The organism is Methylobacterium sp. J-088 (assembly GCF_022829295.1).
GTDB lineage: Bacteria > Pseudomonadota > Alphaproteobacteria > Rhizobiales > Beijerinckiaceae > Methylobacterium.
Map to the genome: position 1 here is coordinate 1 of NZ_JAKSYH010000093.1, position 17,374 is coordinate 17,374.

The 17,374-nt window shown below is 67.6% G+C and carries 16 protein-coding genes; 11 read left to right on the forward strand and 5 right to left on the reverse strand.

What is annotated here, in order from left to right:
• Positions 1-377: 377 nt before the first annotated feature.
• Entirely contained in the window at positions 378-1,295 is a 918-nt protein-coding gene (locus MKK63_RS10620; RefSeq protein ID WP_244001414.1) for a hypothetical protein, read from the forward strand.
• A gap of 12 nt (positions 1,296-1,307) precedes the next feature.
• On the opposite strand, the gene MKK63_RS10625 is transcribed toward MKK63_RS10620, so the two are convergent.
• Both MKK63_RS10625 and MKK63_RS10630 read right to left on the reverse strand, forming a co-directional pair.
• Positions 1,308-1,526, reverse strand: coding sequence for a hypothetical protein (locus MKK63_RS10625; protein WP_244001416.1), 219 nt, complete (start codon positions 1,524-1,526; stop codon positions 1,308-1,310).
• 174 nt (positions 1,527-1,700) lie between these two features.
• A complete protein-coding gene (locus MKK63_RS10630) occupies positions 1,701-2,093 on the reverse strand; it encodes a DUF2267 domain-containing protein (RefSeq protein ID WP_244001418.1) in 393 nt (130 codons plus the stop codon).
• Positions 2,094-2,274: 181 nt separating this feature from the next.
• Here MKK63_RS10630 and poxB point away from each other — a divergent pair, with 181 nt between their 5' ends.
• The 7 genes from poxB (at position 2,275) to MKK63_RS10665 (ending at position 11,186) form a co-directional block, all read left to right on the forward strand.
• Complete coding sequence (poxB, locus tag MKK63_RS10635; protein ID WP_244001420.1) at positions 2,275-4,005, forward strand: ubiquinone-dependent pyruvate dehydrogenase; 1,731 nt, start codon at positions 2,275-2,277, stop codon at positions 4,003-4,005.
• A 65-nt stretch (positions 4,006-4,070) separates the two neighbouring features.
• Positions 4,071-4,814, forward strand: coding sequence for a (Fe-S)-binding protein (locus MKK63_RS10640; protein WP_244001422.1), 744 nt, complete (start codon positions 4,071-4,073; stop codon positions 4,812-4,814).
• Positions 4,811-6,382: a lactate utilization protein B gene (locus MKK63_RS10645; RefSeq protein ID WP_244001424.1), complete on the forward strand. Its 1,572-nt coding sequence runs from the start codon at positions 4,811-4,813 to the stop codon at positions 6,380-6,382. The genes MKK63_RS10640 and MKK63_RS10645 overlap by 4 nt, the downstream gene beginning before the upstream one ends.
• The gene (locus MKK63_RS10650) at positions 6,379-6,972 is read left to right on the forward strand and encodes a lactate utilization protein C (RefSeq protein ID WP_244001426.1); all 594 of its coding nucleotides are present in this window, start codon (positions 6,379-6,381) and stop codon (positions 6,970-6,972) included. Before MKK63_RS10645 ends, MKK63_RS10650 begins: the two co-directional genes overlap by 4 nt.
• Positions 6,973-7,042: 70 nt before the next feature.
• Entirely contained in the window at positions 7,043-7,903 is an 861-nt protein-coding gene (locus MKK63_RS10655; protein ID WP_244001428.1) for a transglutaminase-like domain-containing protein, read from the forward strand.
• 663 nt (positions 7,904-8,566) lie between these two features.
• Positions 8,567-10,297, forward strand: coding sequence for a dihydroxy-acid dehydratase (gene ilvD / locus MKK63_RS10660; protein ID WP_244001430.1), 1,731 nt, complete (start codon positions 8,567-8,569; stop codon positions 10,295-10,297).
• Positions 10,284-11,186 carry a tetratricopeptide repeat protein gene (locus MKK63_RS10665; RefSeq protein ID WP_244001433.1) on the forward strand — a complete coding sequence of 301 codons (903 nt, stop codon included), beginning with the start codon at positions 10,284-10,286 and terminating at the stop codon, positions 11,184-11,186. Before ilvD ends, MKK63_RS10665 begins: the two co-directional genes overlap by 14 nt.
• Positions 11,187-11,209: 23 nt before the next feature.
• Here MKK63_RS10665 and MKK63_RS10670 read toward each other — a convergent pair whose 3' ends face one another.
• Positions 11,210-11,833, reverse strand: a complete 624-nt coding sequence (locus MKK63_RS10670; RefSeq protein ID WP_244001435.1) for a glutathione S-transferase family protein — start codon at positions 11,831-11,833, stop codon at positions 11,210-11,212.
• A gap of 69 nt (positions 11,834-11,902) precedes the next feature.
• Positions 11,903-12,697, reverse strand: a complete 795-nt coding sequence (gene xth, locus MKK63_RS10675) for an exodeoxyribonuclease III (protein WP_244001437.1) — start codon at positions 12,695-12,697, stop codon at positions 11,903-11,905.
• 137 nt (positions 12,698-12,834) lie between these two features.
• Here xth and MKK63_RS10680 point away from each other — a divergent pair, with 137 nt between their 5' ends.
• From MKK63_RS10680 to glpX, 3 genes are all read left to right on the forward strand, one after another.
• Complete coding sequence (locus tag MKK63_RS10680) at positions 12,835-13,521, forward strand: ceramidase domain-containing protein (RefSeq protein ID WP_244001439.1); 687 nt, start codon at positions 12,835-12,837, stop codon at positions 13,519-13,521.
• 109 nt (positions 13,522-13,630) lie between these two features.
• Positions 13,631-14,947, forward strand: a complete 1,317-nt coding sequence (locus MKK63_RS10685; protein WP_244001441.1) for a homoserine dehydrogenase — start codon at positions 13,631-13,633, stop codon at positions 14,945-14,947.
• A 196-nt stretch (positions 14,948-15,143) separates the two neighbouring features.
• The gene (gene glpX / locus MKK63_RS10690; protein WP_244001443.1) at positions 15,144-16,127 is read left to right on the forward strand and encodes a class II fructose-bisphosphatase; all 984 of its coding nucleotides are present in this window, start codon (positions 15,144-15,146) and stop codon (positions 16,125-16,127) included.
• A gap of 35 nt (positions 16,128-16,162) precedes the next feature.
• On the opposite strand, the gene MKK63_RS10695 is transcribed toward glpX, so the two are convergent.
• Positions 16,163-17,095: a L,D-transpeptidase gene (locus MKK63_RS10695; RefSeq protein WP_244001445.1), complete on the reverse strand. Its 933-nt coding sequence runs from the start codon at positions 17,093-17,095 to the stop codon at positions 16,163-16,165.
• Positions 17,096-17,374 lie beyond the last annotated feature (279 nt).

Genomic DNA, 17,374 nt, shown 5'->3' on the forward strand with positions numbered 1-17,374 from the left:
CAGAGCCGCTCTCGATCGCACTGCTCACGGTCCACGACAGTGACGCCACCATCGCGGACTGAGGCGAGGGTCCCCTTTCCCGTGCGGAAGAGGTCGTGTTTCGCAGAAAGCCGGGTGAGGGATGAGACCTGTCCGGAAGAGGCGTACCCTGTCGGCGCCTTGAAGGTGCGCTCGATCCTGAACCTTCTCGACCCTCACCCCAACCCTCTCCCGCACGGGAGAGGGGGCAGGTCGCGCTTGCCGACCCAGGCGGTGGACAAATGTCGTGTCCCGTGGGCGCGGCGAACGGGAGTGGCTCTTCACGGTCGGTAAGGGTTTCGTAAACAAACGTCCTTAACGAAGGCTTGCAGTGACGTCCTGCACCGGAGTTGGGGGCGATGACCAAGACCGAGACCAAGCCGGCCGTTTCGCCGGACGACCTGCTCAAGGCCGTTGTGACCGGCCATGCGGATTCGGCCCCGGAGGCCGCCATGTCTCCGGAAGCCCCCGCGCGGACGCTGGCGATGCTGCGTTCTCTGCCGCGGATCGACCGGCGGGCCCTCGCGATCCCGGGCGTCTGCATCGCGCTCGGCGCCCTGCTGGGCGGTGGCGTCATCGCGATGACCCACTCGTCCGGCCTGTCGAGCGACGCTGTCGCGGCGCTCAGCACGACGCTGGACGCCGGCCGGACCGAGACAGCCCGTCTCAGCAGCGATATCGCGCAACTCCATCGTATTCTGGCCGACCTGCGCGCCTCGACCGACACCGCCCGCAAGGAGGCCACGAGCCGCAGCAGCGCGCTCGGCGAGCGCTTCGCGCAGCTCGACAAGAACCTGACCGCCAAGAACGCGGCGCTCGGCGAGCGGCTCGATCAGGTCGAGCGCGAGCAGAACGCGCGAATCGCAAGCCTTGCCGCGCAGATCGACCGCCGTTCCGCTGCGGTCACGAAGGCCGAGCCGACGCAGACCGGGAGCCTCGCCGAGCCGCGGAGCGTCGAGCCGAAGACCGTCGAGCCCAAGGTTGTGGAAGCCAAGGTCACGGACGCAAAGGCCGTCGAGACGAAGCTCGCCGATGCCAAGCTGGCCGACGTGAAGCCGAAGTCCACGGGCGGGGAGAAGGCCCCGGTAATCGACGCTTGGGCCGTTCGCGAGGTCTATGACGGGATGGCGATTCTAGAGAATCGCCGCCACCGGCTCCTGGAAATCGGACCGGGCGAGATCCTGCCGGGCTTTGGCCGGGTCGAGGGCGTCGAGCGCCGTGGGCGGGACTGGGTGGTCGTGACCCGCCAGGGGATCGTCACCCCACAAGCTTGGTAGCTGTCCGAGACTTCAGCGGGACGGGTAGGGCGTCGCGACCAACCCGTCCGCCGGGACCGGAAAACGCGGTTCCAGCGTCAGCGGATCGGCCATGGCGGCCGAACGCTCGGCGCGACGGCGGCCGTGACGCAGCGCGCGGGAATGCGCCGCCCGTGTCGGGTGCAGGATCGCGGCAAGGAGAGCCTGGCCCTCGAATGAACTGTCCAGATTCTTCGCTTCGAAGACGGGCATGGCCGGCCTGCTGGATTGCGGTCGCGAACGTCGCAGAAGGCGTCGATTCCGACCGCTCCCCAATAACGGGGATCGTGGTGACAGGTTCCGTCAAGCTTTCGCCCGGAAACTGTTTTTTCACGATCGTCCAGGCCAAGCCCGAATGCTGTGCGGCTGCGCACCCGCAGCGTGAGATCAGACGAACTGATTGAGACCTGGGATTGAGCCGAGGATCGGCCCCATCGCGTCTTCGCCGACCTTCTCGCGGCCGAACGCGAACAGCTCCTGTCCGAGAGGCTGCATCTGGCCCATCGGCACGCCGGCCGACATCAACTTCTGGCCGAGCGCCATGACGCCGCCGCCGCCCATCATGCCGCCGAGCATGCCCATCAGACCGCCACCGCTGGTCTCGCCGGCGTTGGATTCGGCGACCAGCGATTCCGACCCCGGCAGCGCCGTCAGGAGCTGATTCACCTCGGTCTCGGGCCCTTCCTTCTGCAGGAAGGCAAGGATGTGGCCGATCGCGGTCTGGGCCGTCGCGGCGTCGAGCCCGGTACGAGCGGTCACGCGGGCGAGCAGTTCTTCCATGGTGATGATCTCTTCGGAACGTTTCCAGACGTCCTTCGACTCTGGGGCGCGGGAAATCAAGCGCACGGGCGGGGTTGCGCCGGAAAGTCCCCCCGGGGGCGTGCTCTGGGTGCGTTGCCCGGGGTGACTTCCGAGGCTCGGGTCCCACTTTCCCGACCAAGGTCAAACCCGGAGCCGGATCATGCGCATCAGCAACGTCGCGGACGTCGTCGCCGAGACCCTTCAGGAAGCGGGTGTCGCGCGTGTCTACGGGGTGGTCGGCGACAGCCTGAACGGCATCACGGAGGCGCTGCGCGCGCGTGGGCGGATCGACTGGATCCACACCCGTCACGAGGAGGCCGCCGCCTTCGCGGCGGCCGGCGAGGCGCAGGTGACCGGACAACTCGCCGTCTGCGCCGGCTCCTGCGGGCCGGGCAACTTGCACCTGATCAACGGGCTCTACGATGCGCATCGCAGCCGGACGCCGGTGCTGGCGATCGCCGCCCACATCCCGTCGCCCGAGATCGGCTCGGGCTATTTCCAGGAGACCAAGCCCACCGAGCTGTTCCGCGACTGCAGCCACTATTGCGAGATGGTCTCCGACCCGGCCCAGATGCCCTTCGTGCTGGAGAACGCGATCCGCGCTGCGGTCGGGGAGGGCGGCGTCGCGGTCATCGTGATCCCGGGCGATGTCGCGCTCCGCGAGGCGCCGAAGCGCGCACTGGCGCCGCGGGCCGGGCTGATCCCCGCCAAGCCGGTCGTGCGGCCGGCGGATCCGGAACTCGACGCGCTGGCCGCCCTGCTCAATGCCGGCAAGCGCGTCACGCTGCTGTGCGGGCGCGGCTGCGCGGGCGCCCATGCCGAGCTGCTCCAACTCGCCGAGGCGCTGAAAAGCCCGATCGTCCACGCGCTCGGCGGAAAGGAGTTCGTGGAGTTCGACAACCCCTACGATGTCGGCATGACCGGACTGATCGGGTACGCCTCGGGCTACGCCGCCATGATGGCGTGCGACACGCTGCTGATGCTCGGCACGGGCTTCCCCTACAAGCAGTTCTACCCGCAGGAGGCGAAGGTCGCGCAGATCGACCTGCGCCCCACCGAGCTCGGCCGTCGCTGCCGAATCGAACTCGGCCTCGTCGGCGATGTGGGCGCGACGCTCCGGGCGCTGCTGCCGCGGCTGAAGTCCAAGACCGACCGGTCCTTCCTGGATGCCAGCCTGAAGCACTACGCCAAGGCGCGTACCGGGCTCGATGAGCTGGCCACCGGCAAGGCGGGCGGGCCGCTGCACCCGCAATACCTCGCCCGCACGATCAGCGAAGCGGCATCCGATGACGCCATCTTCACCGCAGACGTCGGCACGCCGACCATCTGGGCGGCGCGCTATTTGGCCATGAACGGGCGGCGCCGGCTCCTCGGCTCCTGGGTCCATGGCTCGATGGCCAACGCCCTGTCGCAGGGCATCGGCGCGCAGGCGTGCCAGCCAGACCGGCAGGTGATCGCGTTGTGCGGCGACGGCGGCTTCGCCATGCTGATGGGCGACTTCCTGACGTTGCGGCAGCACCGGCTGCCGCTGAAGGTCGTGGTGTTCAACAACGGCACGCTGGGCTTCGTCGAGCTGGAGATGAAGGCCGCCGGCTACCTCGAGACCGGCGTCGCCCTCGACAATCCGGATTTCGCCGCGATGTCGCGGGCCGCCGGCATCTTCGCCCTGCGGGTCGAGGATCCTGCCGAGCTGCCCGGCGCCATGCGCGAGTTCCTGGCCTTCGACGGCCCCTCGCTCCTCGACGTGCGCACGGCCCGCAACGAGCTTTCGATGCCGCCCAAGATCGACGGGCAACAGGTGAAAGGATTCAGCCTTTATGTCCTGCGGGCCGTGATGGATGGACGCGGTGACGCGGTTCTCGACCTCGCCAAGACCAACCTCATCCGATAGACCCTGAGGATCAGTCTCGAACCGTTCCAGGTCAACGGAGCGGCGATCCAGGGGGGTGCCGGACCATGCGGGTCGGCCTGTTCGTGCCGTGCTACGTCGATGCCTTCGAGCCGGAGGTCGGGATCGCCACCCTGGAGCTGCTGGAGCGGCTCGGCTGCACGGTGGAGTATCCGTTCGATCAGACCTGCTGCGGCCAGCCGATGACCAACACCGGCTGTCACGCGGAAGCCGCTGCCACCGAGGCCCTGTTCGTCAAGAATTTCTCGGGCTTCGACTACGTGGTCGCCCCGTCGGGCTCCTGCGTTCATCAGGTGCGCGAGCACCTGACTGCGATCCCGCAGACCGATGAAGTCCGCCACGTTCGCGCCAGCACTTACGAGCTGGTCGAGTTCATGCATGACGTGCTGAAGGTCGAGGCGCTGCCCTGGGCCAGCTTCCCCCACCGCGTCGCCTACCACACCAACTGCAACGCCCTGCGCGGCATCCACCACGCCCGGCCGAGCGAGCTGGTGAAGCCCTATTATTCGAAGCCCCTCGACCTGCTGCGCCTCGTGAACGGCGTCGAGCTGGTGGACCTCGCCCGGCCGGACGAGTGCTGCGGCTTCGGCGGGACCTTTTCGGTGTTCGAACCGGCGGTCTCGGCCAAGATGGGCTACGACAAGGTCGCTGATCAGAATCGGGCCGGGGCCGAATACGTCGTCTCGGCCGATTCCTCCTGCTTGATGCACCAGAAGGGCTGCGCCGAGCGCCTGGGGTTGCCGCTCAAATATATCCACATCGCGCAGGTGATGAACGGAGCCGCCGCATGAGCGTCGAGGATCTCAATCCCCGCGAGCGCGAGGGCGTCATCCACCCGGAAGTCCGGGCCCGTGACGACGAGGGCGAGCGCGCGCAGGACGGCACCCGGCTTCAGCACGCCGAGGCTGCTTCGAAGCCGATCCGCGCCCCGCAGGTGCGCGAGAAGCAGCCCCGGGGCGCCAAGATCCGCGGCAACCGGCCGATCGATCAGGCCGAGGCGGCCGAACGCTTCCTCGCGGCGCCGCTGCATCAGGCCGCCCATGACGAGCGCCTCTGGGATCTGCGCAAGAAGCGCGATACCGCCGCGCATGGCATCCCCGAGTGGGAGGAGCTGCGCGAGCTCGCCTCGCAGATCAAGACGCACACGCTGAGCCACCTCGACCAGTATCTGGAGCAGTTCGAGGCGGCCGCGAAGGCCAACGGCGTCCACGTCCACTGGGCCAAGGACGGGGCCGACCACAACCGGATCGTCCTGGAGATCCTGAAGAGCCACGGCGCCAAGACCCTGGTTAAGTCGAAGTCGATGCTCACCGAGGAGTGCGGCTTCCGCCACCACATGGACGCCAACGGCATCGAGGTGATCGAGACCGATCTCGGCGAGCGGATCCAGCAGCTCGACAACGAGGAGCCGAGCCACGTCGTCGCCCCGGCGGTCCACAAGACCCGGATGGACGTGGCCGAGGTTTTCGCCAAGACCCTCGGCACCGACCCCAACAACGACGACGCCCACTACCTCGCCGAGAGCCAGCGGGAGACGACCCGGCCGTACATCCTGCAGGCCGATGCCGGCATGACCGGCTGCAACTTCGCCATCGCGGAGACCGGCTCGGTCGTCACCTGCACCAACGAGGGCAATGCCGACCTGTCGGGCAACGTGCCGCCGCTGCAGATCCATTCGATCGGCATCGAGAAGATCATCCCGAAGGTCGAGCATCTCGGCGTGTTCATCCGCCTGCTGTCGCGCTCGGCTCTGGGTTCGCCGATCACCCAGTACACCTCGCATTTCCGCGCGCCCCGCAAGGGCACCGAGATGCACATGGTGCTGGTCGATAATGGCCGGTCCGAGCGCCTCGGCCTGGAGGAGTTCTGGACCTCCCTGAAATGCATCCGCTGCGGCGCATGCATGAACACCTGCCCGGTCTACCGGCGCTCGGGCGGACTGTCCTACGGGGCGACCTATTCAGGGCCGATCGGGCTGATCATCGATCCGACCTTCAACAAACGGAAATACTCGACGCTGCCGTTTTCTTCTACGATGAACGGCTCCTGCACCAACGTCTGCCCGGTAAAGATCAACATCCACGAGCAGATCTTTGCTTGGCGCAAGGTTCTGGTCGAGGAGCACCAGATCCCGGCGCTCAAGCAGGGCATGATGAAGGCCGCGGGTGCGGTCCTGTCGCGTCCGGCCGCCTACCGGGCGGCGATCGGTGCGGCGGATTCGGCGCTCAAAGTGCTGCCGCGCTTCGCCGTCTACAACCCGCTCAACACCTGGGGGAAGAAGCGCGAGATGCCCGAGGCGCCGCGCCAGACCTTCCACGCCTGGTACAAGCAGAACCGTATGAAGGACGCGGGTCGATGAGCGCACGCGACGCGATCCTGGCCGAGATCCGCCGGAACCGGCCGTCCGGCGATTTCCCGATGCCGGAGCTGCCGCTGTTCGCAGCCCTGGTTGGCGACGATCTCGTGGCCGAGTTCGGGGAACGGCTGAAGCGCATGGGCGGCCGGGTGGCCGAGCCCCGGGCCGGTGACGTCTTCGCGGAGGTTCGTGAACGGCTCGACGGTGCGAAGGTCATCGCCTCGGCAGTCCCGGAGCTGACCGGCAATCGCGACCTGCGGAGCGTACGCTACCCGCAGGAGGTGGAGGATGTCGACGTGGCGGTGGTCCGCGCGGTGTTCGGCATCGCCGAGACGGGCTCGGTCCTGTTCACGGAAGACCAGCTGATCGTCAACGCCGTGGCCTACCTCGCCCAACACCTGGTGGTGCTGCTCGATCCGGCCGATATCCTGCCGAACGTCCAGGCGGCCTATCGGCGGCGCGAATTCGGCCATTCGGCCTACGCGGTTCTGCACACCGGCCCCTCGGCGACCGCTGACATCGAAGGCGTACTGATCCACGGGGCGCAGGGTGTACGCTCGCTCACCGTGGTGATGCAGCCGAAAACAGCCTGAGCCGGAACCGGCAATCGGGCCCGCCCCTTGCTTGGACGGCGAAAAGGGCATCGCCCGGCAAGGAAATCCGATGCGCTACACGCTTGGTTGCAGCCTGTCCTACAACATACTCTCGGATACCACCTTCATCTTCAATCTGGAGGTGGCCAAGCTGAAGAGCGTCGAGGTCCTGAGCGAAAGCCTCGTCCTGACGCCAAATCTCAAGCGCGACATCTACACGACGCCCGACATGCTGAACCGCTACCTGGCGGTCAATGTGCCCACCGGCCAGTTCGCGCTGGAATACAACGCCGAAGTTGATCTGACGGTGCACCGGGCCGATCCCGCCACCATCAACGAAACACCGATCGGGCAATTGCCCCTCGACATCCTGCCCTTCCTGTTGCCGAGCCGCTTCGTCTCCTCGGACCGGCTGACGCCCTATGCCCTGGCGGAGTTCGGCGCTTTGCCGAAGGGGCACGCCCGGGTGAACCAGATCTGCAACTGGATCCACGACCACATCACCTACCAACCCGGCACGAGCGATGGTGAGACGACCGCGGATGAGTCGCTGCTCAAGCGCGCCGGCGTGTGCCGAGATTTCGCGCATATCGGCACCGCCTTCTGCCGGGCATTGGGCATCCCCGCCCGGTTCGTGAGCTGCTACGCCCACGGCCTCGTGCCGAGCGATTTCCACGCGGTGTTCGAGGCCTATCTCGACGGCCGCTGGTGGCTGTTCGACGCCACGCGGCAGGCGGATCTCGACGGGCTGGTGCGGATCGGCGTCGGGCGCGACGCCGCCGAGATCGCCTTCTCGACGCCGTTCGGCAACATGCAGCCTGTGAACCAGCAGGTTCGGATCCAGCGCGCGGACGGGCAGGGCAGCCCGATGCCCCGCACCGTGGAGGCGATCTCGACCGAGATCCCGGCACCGCACGCCGGAGCGGCCTGATAGGCTGAAAACCACGGGACGTCCGACGGTCTCAGACTCCACCGGCTCTTCGTTCGTGGGGTCCGAAGCCCTTCCGGCATGGTGCGCACGACGATGGTCGGAACCGTCCTCGCCATAGGCGATGCGCTGGGCCCGCAGCCACCGTTCGCCCGAACTCAACCCAGCGCCCCGCGGATTCGCGTAACCAATCCGTCACAGATTTACAGTATTATCAAAATCTTTGTCTCTCACTAAAATACTACTCAAGTATAATTTAAGTTGTTATTTCCAGAATTTCTTCGATAGAAGTTTAGATGGGCGGAGAAACAACATCCGAACCCGCCCTGTCATTTAGAACGCCGTGGCAATCTATTTGCCGAATGGGTTGAATCTTTAACCTATCACCGGTTCGCGAAAAGCGCTGAAGCGTGGCTGTGGCGGGGTCGCAACACCGTAAAACGATCCCGGATCCGCCCCGAGACCTGCCCGTAAACGCCGCGATCCCGCCATAGTCCGGGCCCACCTCAACATCCGCGGTAAACGGCAATTTCGACAACGCTTTACCGTTAACGAACGAGGTTTTCCGAGCACGCGGATGACGGTTCCGGCGCATCGCAGATAGCGACGCGCCGCGGTCCTTCGCACCCGCTCGGGATCGGTGGTGCGAAGGCTGTGTCCGGGTTCATGGTGACGCGTTTGAACGACAAGTCGAAGCTGCCGAGCCGCCACGTGACCGAGGGGCCGGATCGCGCTCCGCACCGCTCCTATCTCTACGCCATGGGGCTGACCCGCGAGCAGATCCATCAGCCGCTGGTCGGTGTCGCCTCCTGCTGGAACGAAGCCGCGCCCTGCAACATCTCGCTGATGCGCCAAGCGCAGGCGGTGAAGAAGGGTGTCGCCGCCGCTCACGGGACGCCGCGCGAGTTCTGCACCATCACGGTGACCGACGGCATCGCCATGGGCCATGGCGGCATGCGCGCTTCGCTGCCGTCCCGCGAGGTCATCGCCGATTCGGTCGAGCTGACCATGCGCGGCCACGCCTACGACGCACTGGTCGGCTTGGCCGGCTGCGACAAGTCGCTGCCTGGGATGATGATGGCGATGGTTCGTCTCAACGTCCCGTCGATCTTCATTTACGGCGGCTCGATCCTGCCGGGCTCGTTCCGCGGCAAGCCGGTGACCGTCCAGGATCTGTTCGAGGCGGTCGGCAAGGTCGCGGTCGGCGACATGAGCCTGGAGGATCTCGACGAGCTGGAGCAGGTCGCCTGCCCCTCGGCGGGCGCCTGCGGCGCGCAGTTCACCGCCAACACCATGGCGACCGTCTCCGAGGCGATCGGCCTCGCGCTGCCCTACTCGGCGGGCGCGCCGGCGCCCTACGAGATCCGCGATAAGTTCTGCGCCACGGCCGGCGAGAAGGTGATGGAGCTGCTCGCCAAGCAGATCCGCCCGCGCGACATCGTCACCCGCAAGGCCCTGGAGAACGCCGCCACCGTGGTCGCCGCCTCCGGCGGCTCGACCAATGCGGCCCTGCACCTGCCGGCGATCGCGCACGAGTGCGGCATCGAGTTCACATTGTTCGACGTGGCCGAAATCTTCCGGCGCACACCGTACATTGCGGATCTGAAGCCCGGCGGCCGCTACGTCGCCAAGGACATGTTCGAGGTCGGCGGCATCCCGCTTCTGATGAAGACGTTGCTCGATCACGGCTTCATGCATGGCGACTGCCTGACGGTGACCGGCCGGACCATCGCGGAGAACATGGACCGGGTGACCTGGAACCCGGATCAGGACGTGGTCTATCCGGCCAACCGGCCAATCACGCCCACCGGCGGCGTCGTCGGCCTCAAGGGCAATCTCGCCCCGGAGGGTGCGATCGTGAAGGTCGCCGGCATGGCGGCCGAGAAGCAGGTTTTCACCGGTCCGGCCCGCGTGTTCGACGGCGAAGAGGCCTGCTTCGAGGCCGTCCAGTCCCGCACCTACAAGGAAGGCGAGGTTCTGGTCATCCGCTACGAGGGTCCGCGCGGCGGCCCCGGGATGCGCGAGATGCTGTCGACCACTGCGGCCCTCTACGGCCAGGGCATGGGCGACAAGGTCGCGCTGATCACCGATGGCCGCTTCTCGGGCGCGACCCGCGGTTTCTGCGTCGGCCATGTCGGGCCGGAAGCCGCGGTCGGCGGCCCGATCGGGCTGATCCGCGACGGCGACATCATCACCCTCGACGCGATCCAGGGCACGCTCAGCGTTGCCCTGTCGGACGAGGAGCTGGCCGAACGGCGCAAGGCCTGGACGCCCCGGGGCAACACCGCGACCTCCGGCTATCTCTGGAAATACGCGCAGGGCGTCGGCCCGGCGCTCTACGGCGCCGTCACGCACCCAGGGGGTGCCAAGGAGACGCAGAGCTATGCGGACGTCTAGGACTGACCTCAGTCGGCGCAGGGCGCCGGCCGGGGCCGATCCCAGTCGGTTCCGGATCGTCGGAAAAGCTGCGCTTGCCGGCTGGGCCCTGATCCTGCTGGCTGTGCCGACCGATGCGCCGCGCGCCCTAGACGCCAACATCCGGACACCCATCCCGGTGCCGGTGGCCGACAAGGCCTATCGCTCGGCCAAGGACGCGCTCCGCGCCGGGATGCGCGAGTACAATGCCGGCGACAAGCAGGGTGCCGCCCGGGCGCTCGAATATGCCGCCGGCCAGGGTCATGCTTTGGCCCTGTGGAAGCTCGGCCGGATGTACGCCGATGGCGACGGCGTGCCCCACGACGACCTGAAGGCGTTCGAGTTCTTTTCCCGGATCGCCGATGCCAGCACCGATGACGGGCCCGATCCGCAGAACTCGGCGGTACTCGGCAGCGCGTTCACGGCGCTCGGCACCTACTTCCTTGAGGGAATCAAGGGTACCTACGTGCGCCCGAACCCCGAGCGCGCCTACGATATGTTCAATTACGCGGCGTCCTACTACGGCGACCCCAACGCGCAGTACAATCTGGCCCGGCTCTACCTCGACGGCACCGGCGTCGAATCGGATCCCCGGCAGGCGGCGCGCTGGTTCAACCTCGCCGCCGAGAAGGGGCATCATCCCGCCCAGGCTCTGCTCGGCGACATGCTGATCAACGGCCTCGGCGGGGTGCCGATCCAGCGCGTGAAGGGCCTGATGTGGCTATCCTTGGCCCGGGAGGGGGCGGAGGGCCGCAAGGACGACTGGATCGTCGCGCTGTTCGACAAGAACTGGGCCGCCGCCGCCGAGGACGACCGCACCGAGGCGCAGACCCAGCTCCAGACCGTGGGTTCGATCCGCCGGCGGCGCTGAACGCCGCCGGCTTCGGCCGGGCCTCAGCCCTTCCGCGCCTCCAGGGCGGTCTGGAACGAGGGCCGCGCCAGCGTGGCCTCGACATAGGCCGCGAGTTTGGGCCAACGGCCGGAATCGACCTGCGCCTGCGCCAAGTGGAAATTGTAAAACCCGGTCGCGATCGAGATGTCGGCGATGCTGAAGGCATCCCCGGCCAGATACGGTCCGGAAATCTCACCCTCCAGATAGTCGAAGAGCGGCGGCAGATCCGTATCGAGCGCCTTGGTCACCGCGGCCTCGTCGGTGGGCTGCTTCTTCATGTTGGGCTTGAGCACCCGCTCGACAAACGGCACGATCAATTTGCCGAAGAGTTCGGTGTCGCCGAACTTGTCGAACCAGACGGCGCGGCCGAGGACCTTCGGATCGGTCGGGACCAGAGTCGGGCTCGGGTGCTTGCGCTCCAAGTACCAGAGGATGGCCGAAGAATCGGCGAGGTGGAATCCGTCATCCTCAATGGCCGGGATTTTCCCGAGTGGGCTGCAGGCCTGAAAGTCCCGATCGGGGTCGTGGAACATCAAGGGCTTGTGCTCGTACGACACGCCTTTCTCGACCAGCGAGACCAGAACCTTGCGGACGTAGGGCGAATAACCGGTACCGTAGACGATCAAGCGGAACTCCCATGCTGGTGGACGCGGCCGCTTCAGCGCCGCGACCCACCGCTTACATAGGGCGCCGTGTCAGCCTGCCGACAATTCGGCCGTGACCGGCACATGGTCGGACGGCTTGTCCAGCCCGCGCAGGTGTTTCTGCACCGAGGCCGAGACCAGGCGGTCGGCGGCCTGGGGCGAGAGCAGCAGGTGGTCGATCCGGATGCCCGCGTTCCGCTGCCAGCAGCCGGCCTGATAGTCCCAGAACGTGTAGAGCCCGTCGCGCGGGTCGCAGGCCCGAAGGCCGTCGGTGTAGCCCTCGGCAAGAAGCGCGCGGAACGCCATGCGGCTCTGCGGCAGGAACAGCGCATCCGAGCGCCACGCCTCCGGATCAGCGGCGTCGGCGGCATCGGGGATGACGTTGTAGTCGCCCGCCAGCACCACCGCATTCTCGTCCTGCATCAGCGCGCACGCATGGAGCCGCAAGCGCTCCAGGAAGGCGAGCTTGTAGGGGTATTTCGGGCTGTCCACGGGATTGCCGTTCGGCAGGTAGATCGAAGCGACGCGGACCGGCCGCGTGTCGGCCCCGGAGATCAGGGCCTCGATGTAGCGGGCCTGTTCGTCCTCGGTATCGCCGGGAAGGCCGCGCCGGACCTCGGTCATCGCAAGCGGCGCGCGGACCAGCAGGGCGACGCCGTTATAGGCCTTCTGGCCCAGCGTCTCGACCGCATAGCCGGCGCCCTCGACCTCCGCCCTGGGAAACGCGTCGTCCTGGCATTTCAGCTCCTGCAGGCAGACCACGTCGGGCTTGGCCTCGTCGAGGAACGCCAGCAGGTGGGGGAGCCGTTGCTTGATCGAATTGACGTTCCAGGTCGTGATCCGCATCGCCTCGCATCCGATCGCCGCAGGGCCGTCATCCGCGCTTCGCGGCGCGCTGGCAAGGCCGGCCCGGTGCCAGATTCGCAATCCGTGCCCGTCGCGGTGCCGGTCTCTTGGCAAACGAAGCATTCCGAGGTCGCCGGATGGATTGGTTCGAACCCGTGCGGGCCTATTGCGAGCGGACCGGCGGCGAAGTCTGGGCCGAACCGGTCAACGCCCTCTCGAACGCCGCCTTCCTGATTGCCGCCGCAGCAGGGGCGCGCCGCGCGGCGCGAACCGCCCCGCCGGATCGCGCCGGACTGGCCCTGTCGGGCCTCGTCGCGGTTGTCGGAATCGGCTCGTTCCTGTTCCACACGCTGGCGGTCTTCTGGTCGATGCTCGCCGACGTGATTCCGATCGCGCTGTTCATCGACGCGTATCTCGCCCTTGCGCTCCGGCGGTACCTGCGCCTCCCCCTGGTTGCGGTCGTCAGCATGACCGCGGCGTTCGCCCTGTTCGGCCTCTGCTTGACGCCCGTCCTCGAACGCCTCACCGGACTCGACGTCGCGGGTGTGAGCAACGGCTCCATCGATTACCTGCCCGCTCTGGTCGCGCTGTTCGGGATGGCCGCCGCGACCATCGGACGGCCGGAGGAGCGCATCACCGGCACCGGACGGCGACTCGCCGGGATCGGCGTGCTGTTCCTGGTCTCGCTCACCGCGCGGACCCTCGACCGATCCGTCTGCACGATCCTGCCGACCGGAACCCACGCGCTGTGGCATCTGCTGAATGCCGCCGTGCTGTACGCCCTGGTGGCGACGGCCATCCGGCATCGCCAAACCGTCGGTTGAGCTGCGCCCGCCATGCAGGCGATTTCCTTGCGGCGCGGCCGGATTTCTTGCAGAAGAGCGCCGCATCGGGCGCCCGGTTTCTCGCGGTCGTCCGGGCACGGAAGGGGTCATGCCAGTGAGTTTTCGCCTCGGGATCGCCGGGCTCGGCACCGTCGGTGCGTCCGTGGTCCGGATGGTGGAACGCCGCCGGACGGCCTTGGCCGCCGCGGGACTCGATCTGCAGGTTACCGCAGTCTCGTCGCGCGACAGGAACCGTGACCGCGGCCTCGTTCTAACGGGCATCGCGTGGTTCGACGATCCCGTCGCCCTGGCAAAGTCCGGCACCGTGGACGTCGTCATCGAGTTGATCGGCGGGGCTGAGGGCGCCGCCAAGACCGTCGTCGAAGCGGCCCTTGAGTCCGGCAAGCCGGTGGTGACCGCCAACAAGGCGCTGCTCGCCCGTCACGGCGCGGCGCTCGCGGCTTTGGCCGAGGCGCGCGGCGTCGCCCTGGCCTACGAGGCGGCGGTCGCCGGGGGCATCCCGGTGATCAAGACGCTGCGGGAGGGTCTGCCCGGCAACGCCGTGTCGCGCGTCTACGGAATCCTCAACGGCACCTGCAACTATATCCTCAGCCGGATGGAGCGCGAGGGCCTGACCTTCGAGGCCTGCCTCAAGGATGCGCAGGCGCTGGGTTACGCGGAGGCGGATCCGACCTTCGATGTCGAAGGCTTCGACACCGCCCACAAGCTCGCGATCCTGACGAGCCTCACCTTCGGCACCGCCATCGACGCGGAGGGCGTGTCGGTGGAGGGGATCTCCCGCGTCCAGCCCCTCGACCTGCGCATGGCCGACGAGCTCGGCTACCGGATCAAGCTGCTCGGCGTCGCGCAGGCGACCGAGGCCGGAATCGAGCAGCGCGTGCATCCCACCATGGTGCCGAAATCTTCGGCCATCGCCCAGGTCATGGGCGTCACCAACGCGGTCACCGTCGATGCCGATGCGGTCGGCGAATTGACCCTGATCGGGCCGGGCGCCGGCGGGGAGGCGACGGCCTCCGCGGTCTTGGCCGACATCGCCGATGTGGCGCGCGGCATCGTGCGGCCGACGTTCGGCATTCCGTCTGCCGCCATGCGCGCGAGCGAGCGCGTCGAGATGCAGCGCCACGAGGGCGGCTACTACATCCGGCTCACGGTCCACGACCGGCCGGGCGTCGCGGCCGGCGTCGCGCAGCGGATGGCCGAGCGCGAGATCTCGCTGGAGAGCATCCTGCAGCGCCGCACCGAGGGCGGCGGTTCTGATCCGCGCGGGCGCTCGGGCCGGCCGGTTCCGCTGGTGCTGATCACCTATGCGGCCACGGAAGGCAGCATTCGCGCCGCGCTGGATGCCATCGATGCGGACGGGCTGCTGGCCGAGCCGCCACAGGTGATCCGGATCGAGCGCGAATAACGGTCCACGATCGTCGCCCGCGCGAGACCGGACGGCCAAGCGATGACGATCGGCGAGCCCGGCGAAACGATCCGATGCGCCGACGTAACGTAGTTTATGGGCTCGCCCGAAACGGCGCTTAGGCTGAACGTCGCTCGCCCGACGGCGTTTAGATCGGGATCCGACACAGATCGGACCCGGACACAGGCAGGAAACGATGGCCGACACTCAGATACCCGCTTCCCGCGGGGTGCCGCGCATGCTCGCCCTGGAGCTCGCCCGGGTGACCGAGCGGGCTGCCATCGCGGCGGCCCGCCTCCGTGGAAAGGGTGACGAGAAGGCCGCCGATCAGGCCGCGGTCGATGCCATGCGCGACGAACTCAACGGTCTGCCGGTTCGGGGCACCGTGGTGATCGGGGAGGGCGAGCGCGATCAGGCGCCGATGCTGTTCATCGGCGAGCAGCTCGGCCGCGGCGAGGGGCCCGAGGTCGACATCGCCGTCGATCCCCTCGAAGGCACGACGCTCTGCGCCAAGGATATGCCCGGGGCGATCGCCGTCATGGCGATGGCGGAGCGCGGCTCCCTGCTGGCGGCCCCCGATGTCTACATGCAGAAGATCGCCATCGGTCCGGGTTACCCGGCCGGCCTGGTCGATCTCGATGCGAGCCCCACCGACAATGTCCGCGCGCTCGCCCGTGCCAAGGGCGTCGATCCCCGGCAGATCACCGCACTGATCCTGGACCGGCCCCGTCACGCGGCACTCGTGTCCGAGGTGCGGGAAGCCGGAGCCGCAGTCCGCCTGATCTCGGATGGCGACATCGCCGGGATCATCTTCACGGCGAGCCCGGAGGAAACCGGCATCGATCTCTATCTCGGGATCGGCGCGGCCCCAGAGGGCGTGCTGGCCGCCGCGGCGATGCGCTGCATCGGTGGCCAGATGCAGGGACGGCTGATCCTCGACACGGCCGAACGCCGCCGCCGGGCCGCCGAGATGGGGATCGTGGATCTCGACCGGAAATACGATCTCACCGATCTGGCGAGCGGCGACGTGATCGTCGCAGCCACCGGCGTCACCGATGGCGCGCTGCTACGGGGCGTCCGCTTCCGGCCGGACCGGATCCAGACCGAGACCGTCGTCTACCGCTCCGAGGCCGGCACCGTCCGCCGGATCCTCGGCGAGCATCGGCGCGGTCTGGTCTGAAGCACCGATCATCGGCGCCCAGAACCACAGCGGGATCAGTTCAGCACCACCACCTTGCTGCCGACCGTGACGCGGCTGAACAGGTCGATCGCGTCCTGATTGATCATCCGGATGCAGCCCGACGAGACGCTCTTGCCGATCGAGAACGGCTCAAGGGTGCCGTGAATGCGGAACAGCGTGTCCTTGTTGCCCTGCCAGAGGTACATGGCGCGGGCTCCGAGCGGGTTGCGCAGGCCGCCGGCGACGCCGAGGCCGCTCTGAAGCTTGTCGACCTCGCTCGCCAGCTTCGGGCTGCGGGCGATCATCTCCTTCGGCGGGTACCAATCCGGCCAAGCCTGCTTGGAATTGACCATCGCGTTGCCCGACCACGCGAAGCCCTGCTTGCCCACGCCGACACCGTAACGGCGCGCCCGGCCGTTTTCCTGGACCAGGGTCAGTTGGTGCGCCCGCGGATCGACGATGATTGTCCCGGGCTCATACGGGCCGTTGTAGGCGATCTCCTGGCGCAGGAACGCCGGGTTCATCTTCTTGTAGTTGAAAGCCTGAATCGGGAACACGTCGTCCGTGACCGGCCCGTAAGCCTTCGCGTAATCGATCGGCTCGTTGTCCGGTGCTCGCAGAACGGCCTTGGCCTTCGCGGCTTCCAGGGGCGAAAGCCCCGGAGCACCCGCGGCACTGCCGGGCCGGGCCGGCTGGGTCGGGTCTGCCTCCAGATCGGCCGCCGGGGGCGGTGCGACCGGTGCGGCCGGCACCGGGCGAACGATGTCCGTGCGTCCGGTATAGGGCAGGTAGCGACCGCCGCGCCGCACATAGAGCGCGCCGTTCTGATCCTGATAAAGTTGGCCGTCATCGCCGAAGCCGTCGATGCCGGATTCGGCGACTGGGCCGCGACCCTGGGCATGAGCGGTGGCGGTCAACGCGAGGGCGGCAAGGCCGGCCAGACAAAGGCGGCGGATCGGGGCGGACATGCAACGATTTCCTTAGATGGCGACACCGCAAGGCGTGGCGGCGCGCGATCGAGCGGGCTGGCACGAATACGTGGCCCAGCTCAGTCCGTGACTTAGCAAATATCCGGTGTCGCCGCCAAGTTGCGTTGCCGGTGTCGGGCAGTCTGCAATGCTCTTCTCCGGGGTACTGTTGCCGTTGTGCCGCTACGGTGATCGCGTTCTGAGCTGACGGACCCAAGACCGGCGATCCGCGAAGCCTGCGCAGGATCCGAGAGGGTCGGTCCGCGAGGTGGTGCGGCG

Coding starts and splice junctions, on each gene's coding strand:
- MKK63_RS10620 (WP_244001414.1), top strand. CDS start 378: ATGACCAAGACCGAGACCAAGCCGGCCGTTTCGCCGGACGACCTGCTC.
- MKK63_RS10625 (WP_244001416.1), bottom strand. CDS start 1,526: ATGCCCGTCTTCGAAGCGAAGAATCTGGACAGTTCATTCGAGGGCCAG.
- MKK63_RS10630 (WP_244001418.1), bottom strand. CDS start 2,093: ATGGAAGAACTGCTCGCCCGCGTGACCGCTCGTACCGGGCTCGACGCC.
- poxB (WP_244001420.1), top strand. CDS start 2,275: ATGCGCATCAGCAACGTCGCGGACGTCGTCGCCGAGACCCTTCAGGAA.
- MKK63_RS10640 (WP_244001422.1), top strand. CDS start 4,071: ATGCGGGTCGGCCTGTTCGTGCCGTGCTACGTCGATGCCTTCGAGCCG.
- MKK63_RS10645 (WP_244001424.1), top strand. CDS start 4,811: ATGAGCGTCGAGGATCTCAATCCCCGCGAGCGCGAGGGCGTCATCCAC.
- MKK63_RS10650 (WP_244001426.1), top strand. CDS start 6,379: ATGAGCGCACGCGACGCGATCCTGGCCGAGATCCGCCGGAACCGGCCG.
- MKK63_RS10655 (WP_244001428.1), top strand. CDS start 7,043: ATGCGCTACACGCTTGGTTGCAGCCTGTCCTACAACATACTCTCGGAT.
- ilvD (WP_244001430.1), top strand. CDS start 8,567: ATGGTGACGCGTTTGAACGACAAGTCGAAGCTGCCGAGCCGCCACGTG.
- MKK63_RS10665 (WP_244001433.1), top strand. CDS start 10,284: ATGCGGACGTCTAGGACTGACCTCAGTCGGCGCAGGGCGCCGGCCGGG.
- xth (WP_244001437.1), bottom strand. CDS start 12,697: ATGCGGATCACGACCTGGAACGTCAATTCGATCAAGCAACGGCTCCCC.
- MKK63_RS10680 (WP_244001439.1), top strand. CDS start 12,835: ATGGATTGGTTCGAACCCGTGCGGGCCTATTGCGAGCGGACCGGCGGC.
- MKK63_RS10685 (WP_244001441.1), top strand. CDS start 13,631: ATGCCAGTGAGTTTTCGCCTCGGGATCGCCGGGCTCGGCACCGTCGGT.
- glpX (WP_244001443.1), top strand. CDS start 15,144: ATGGCCGACACTCAGATACCCGCTTCCCGCGGGGTGCCGCGCATGCTC.
- MKK63_RS10695 (WP_244001445.1), bottom strand. CDS start 17,095: ATGTCCGCCCCGATCCGCCGCCTTTGTCTGGCCGGCCTTGCCGCCCTC.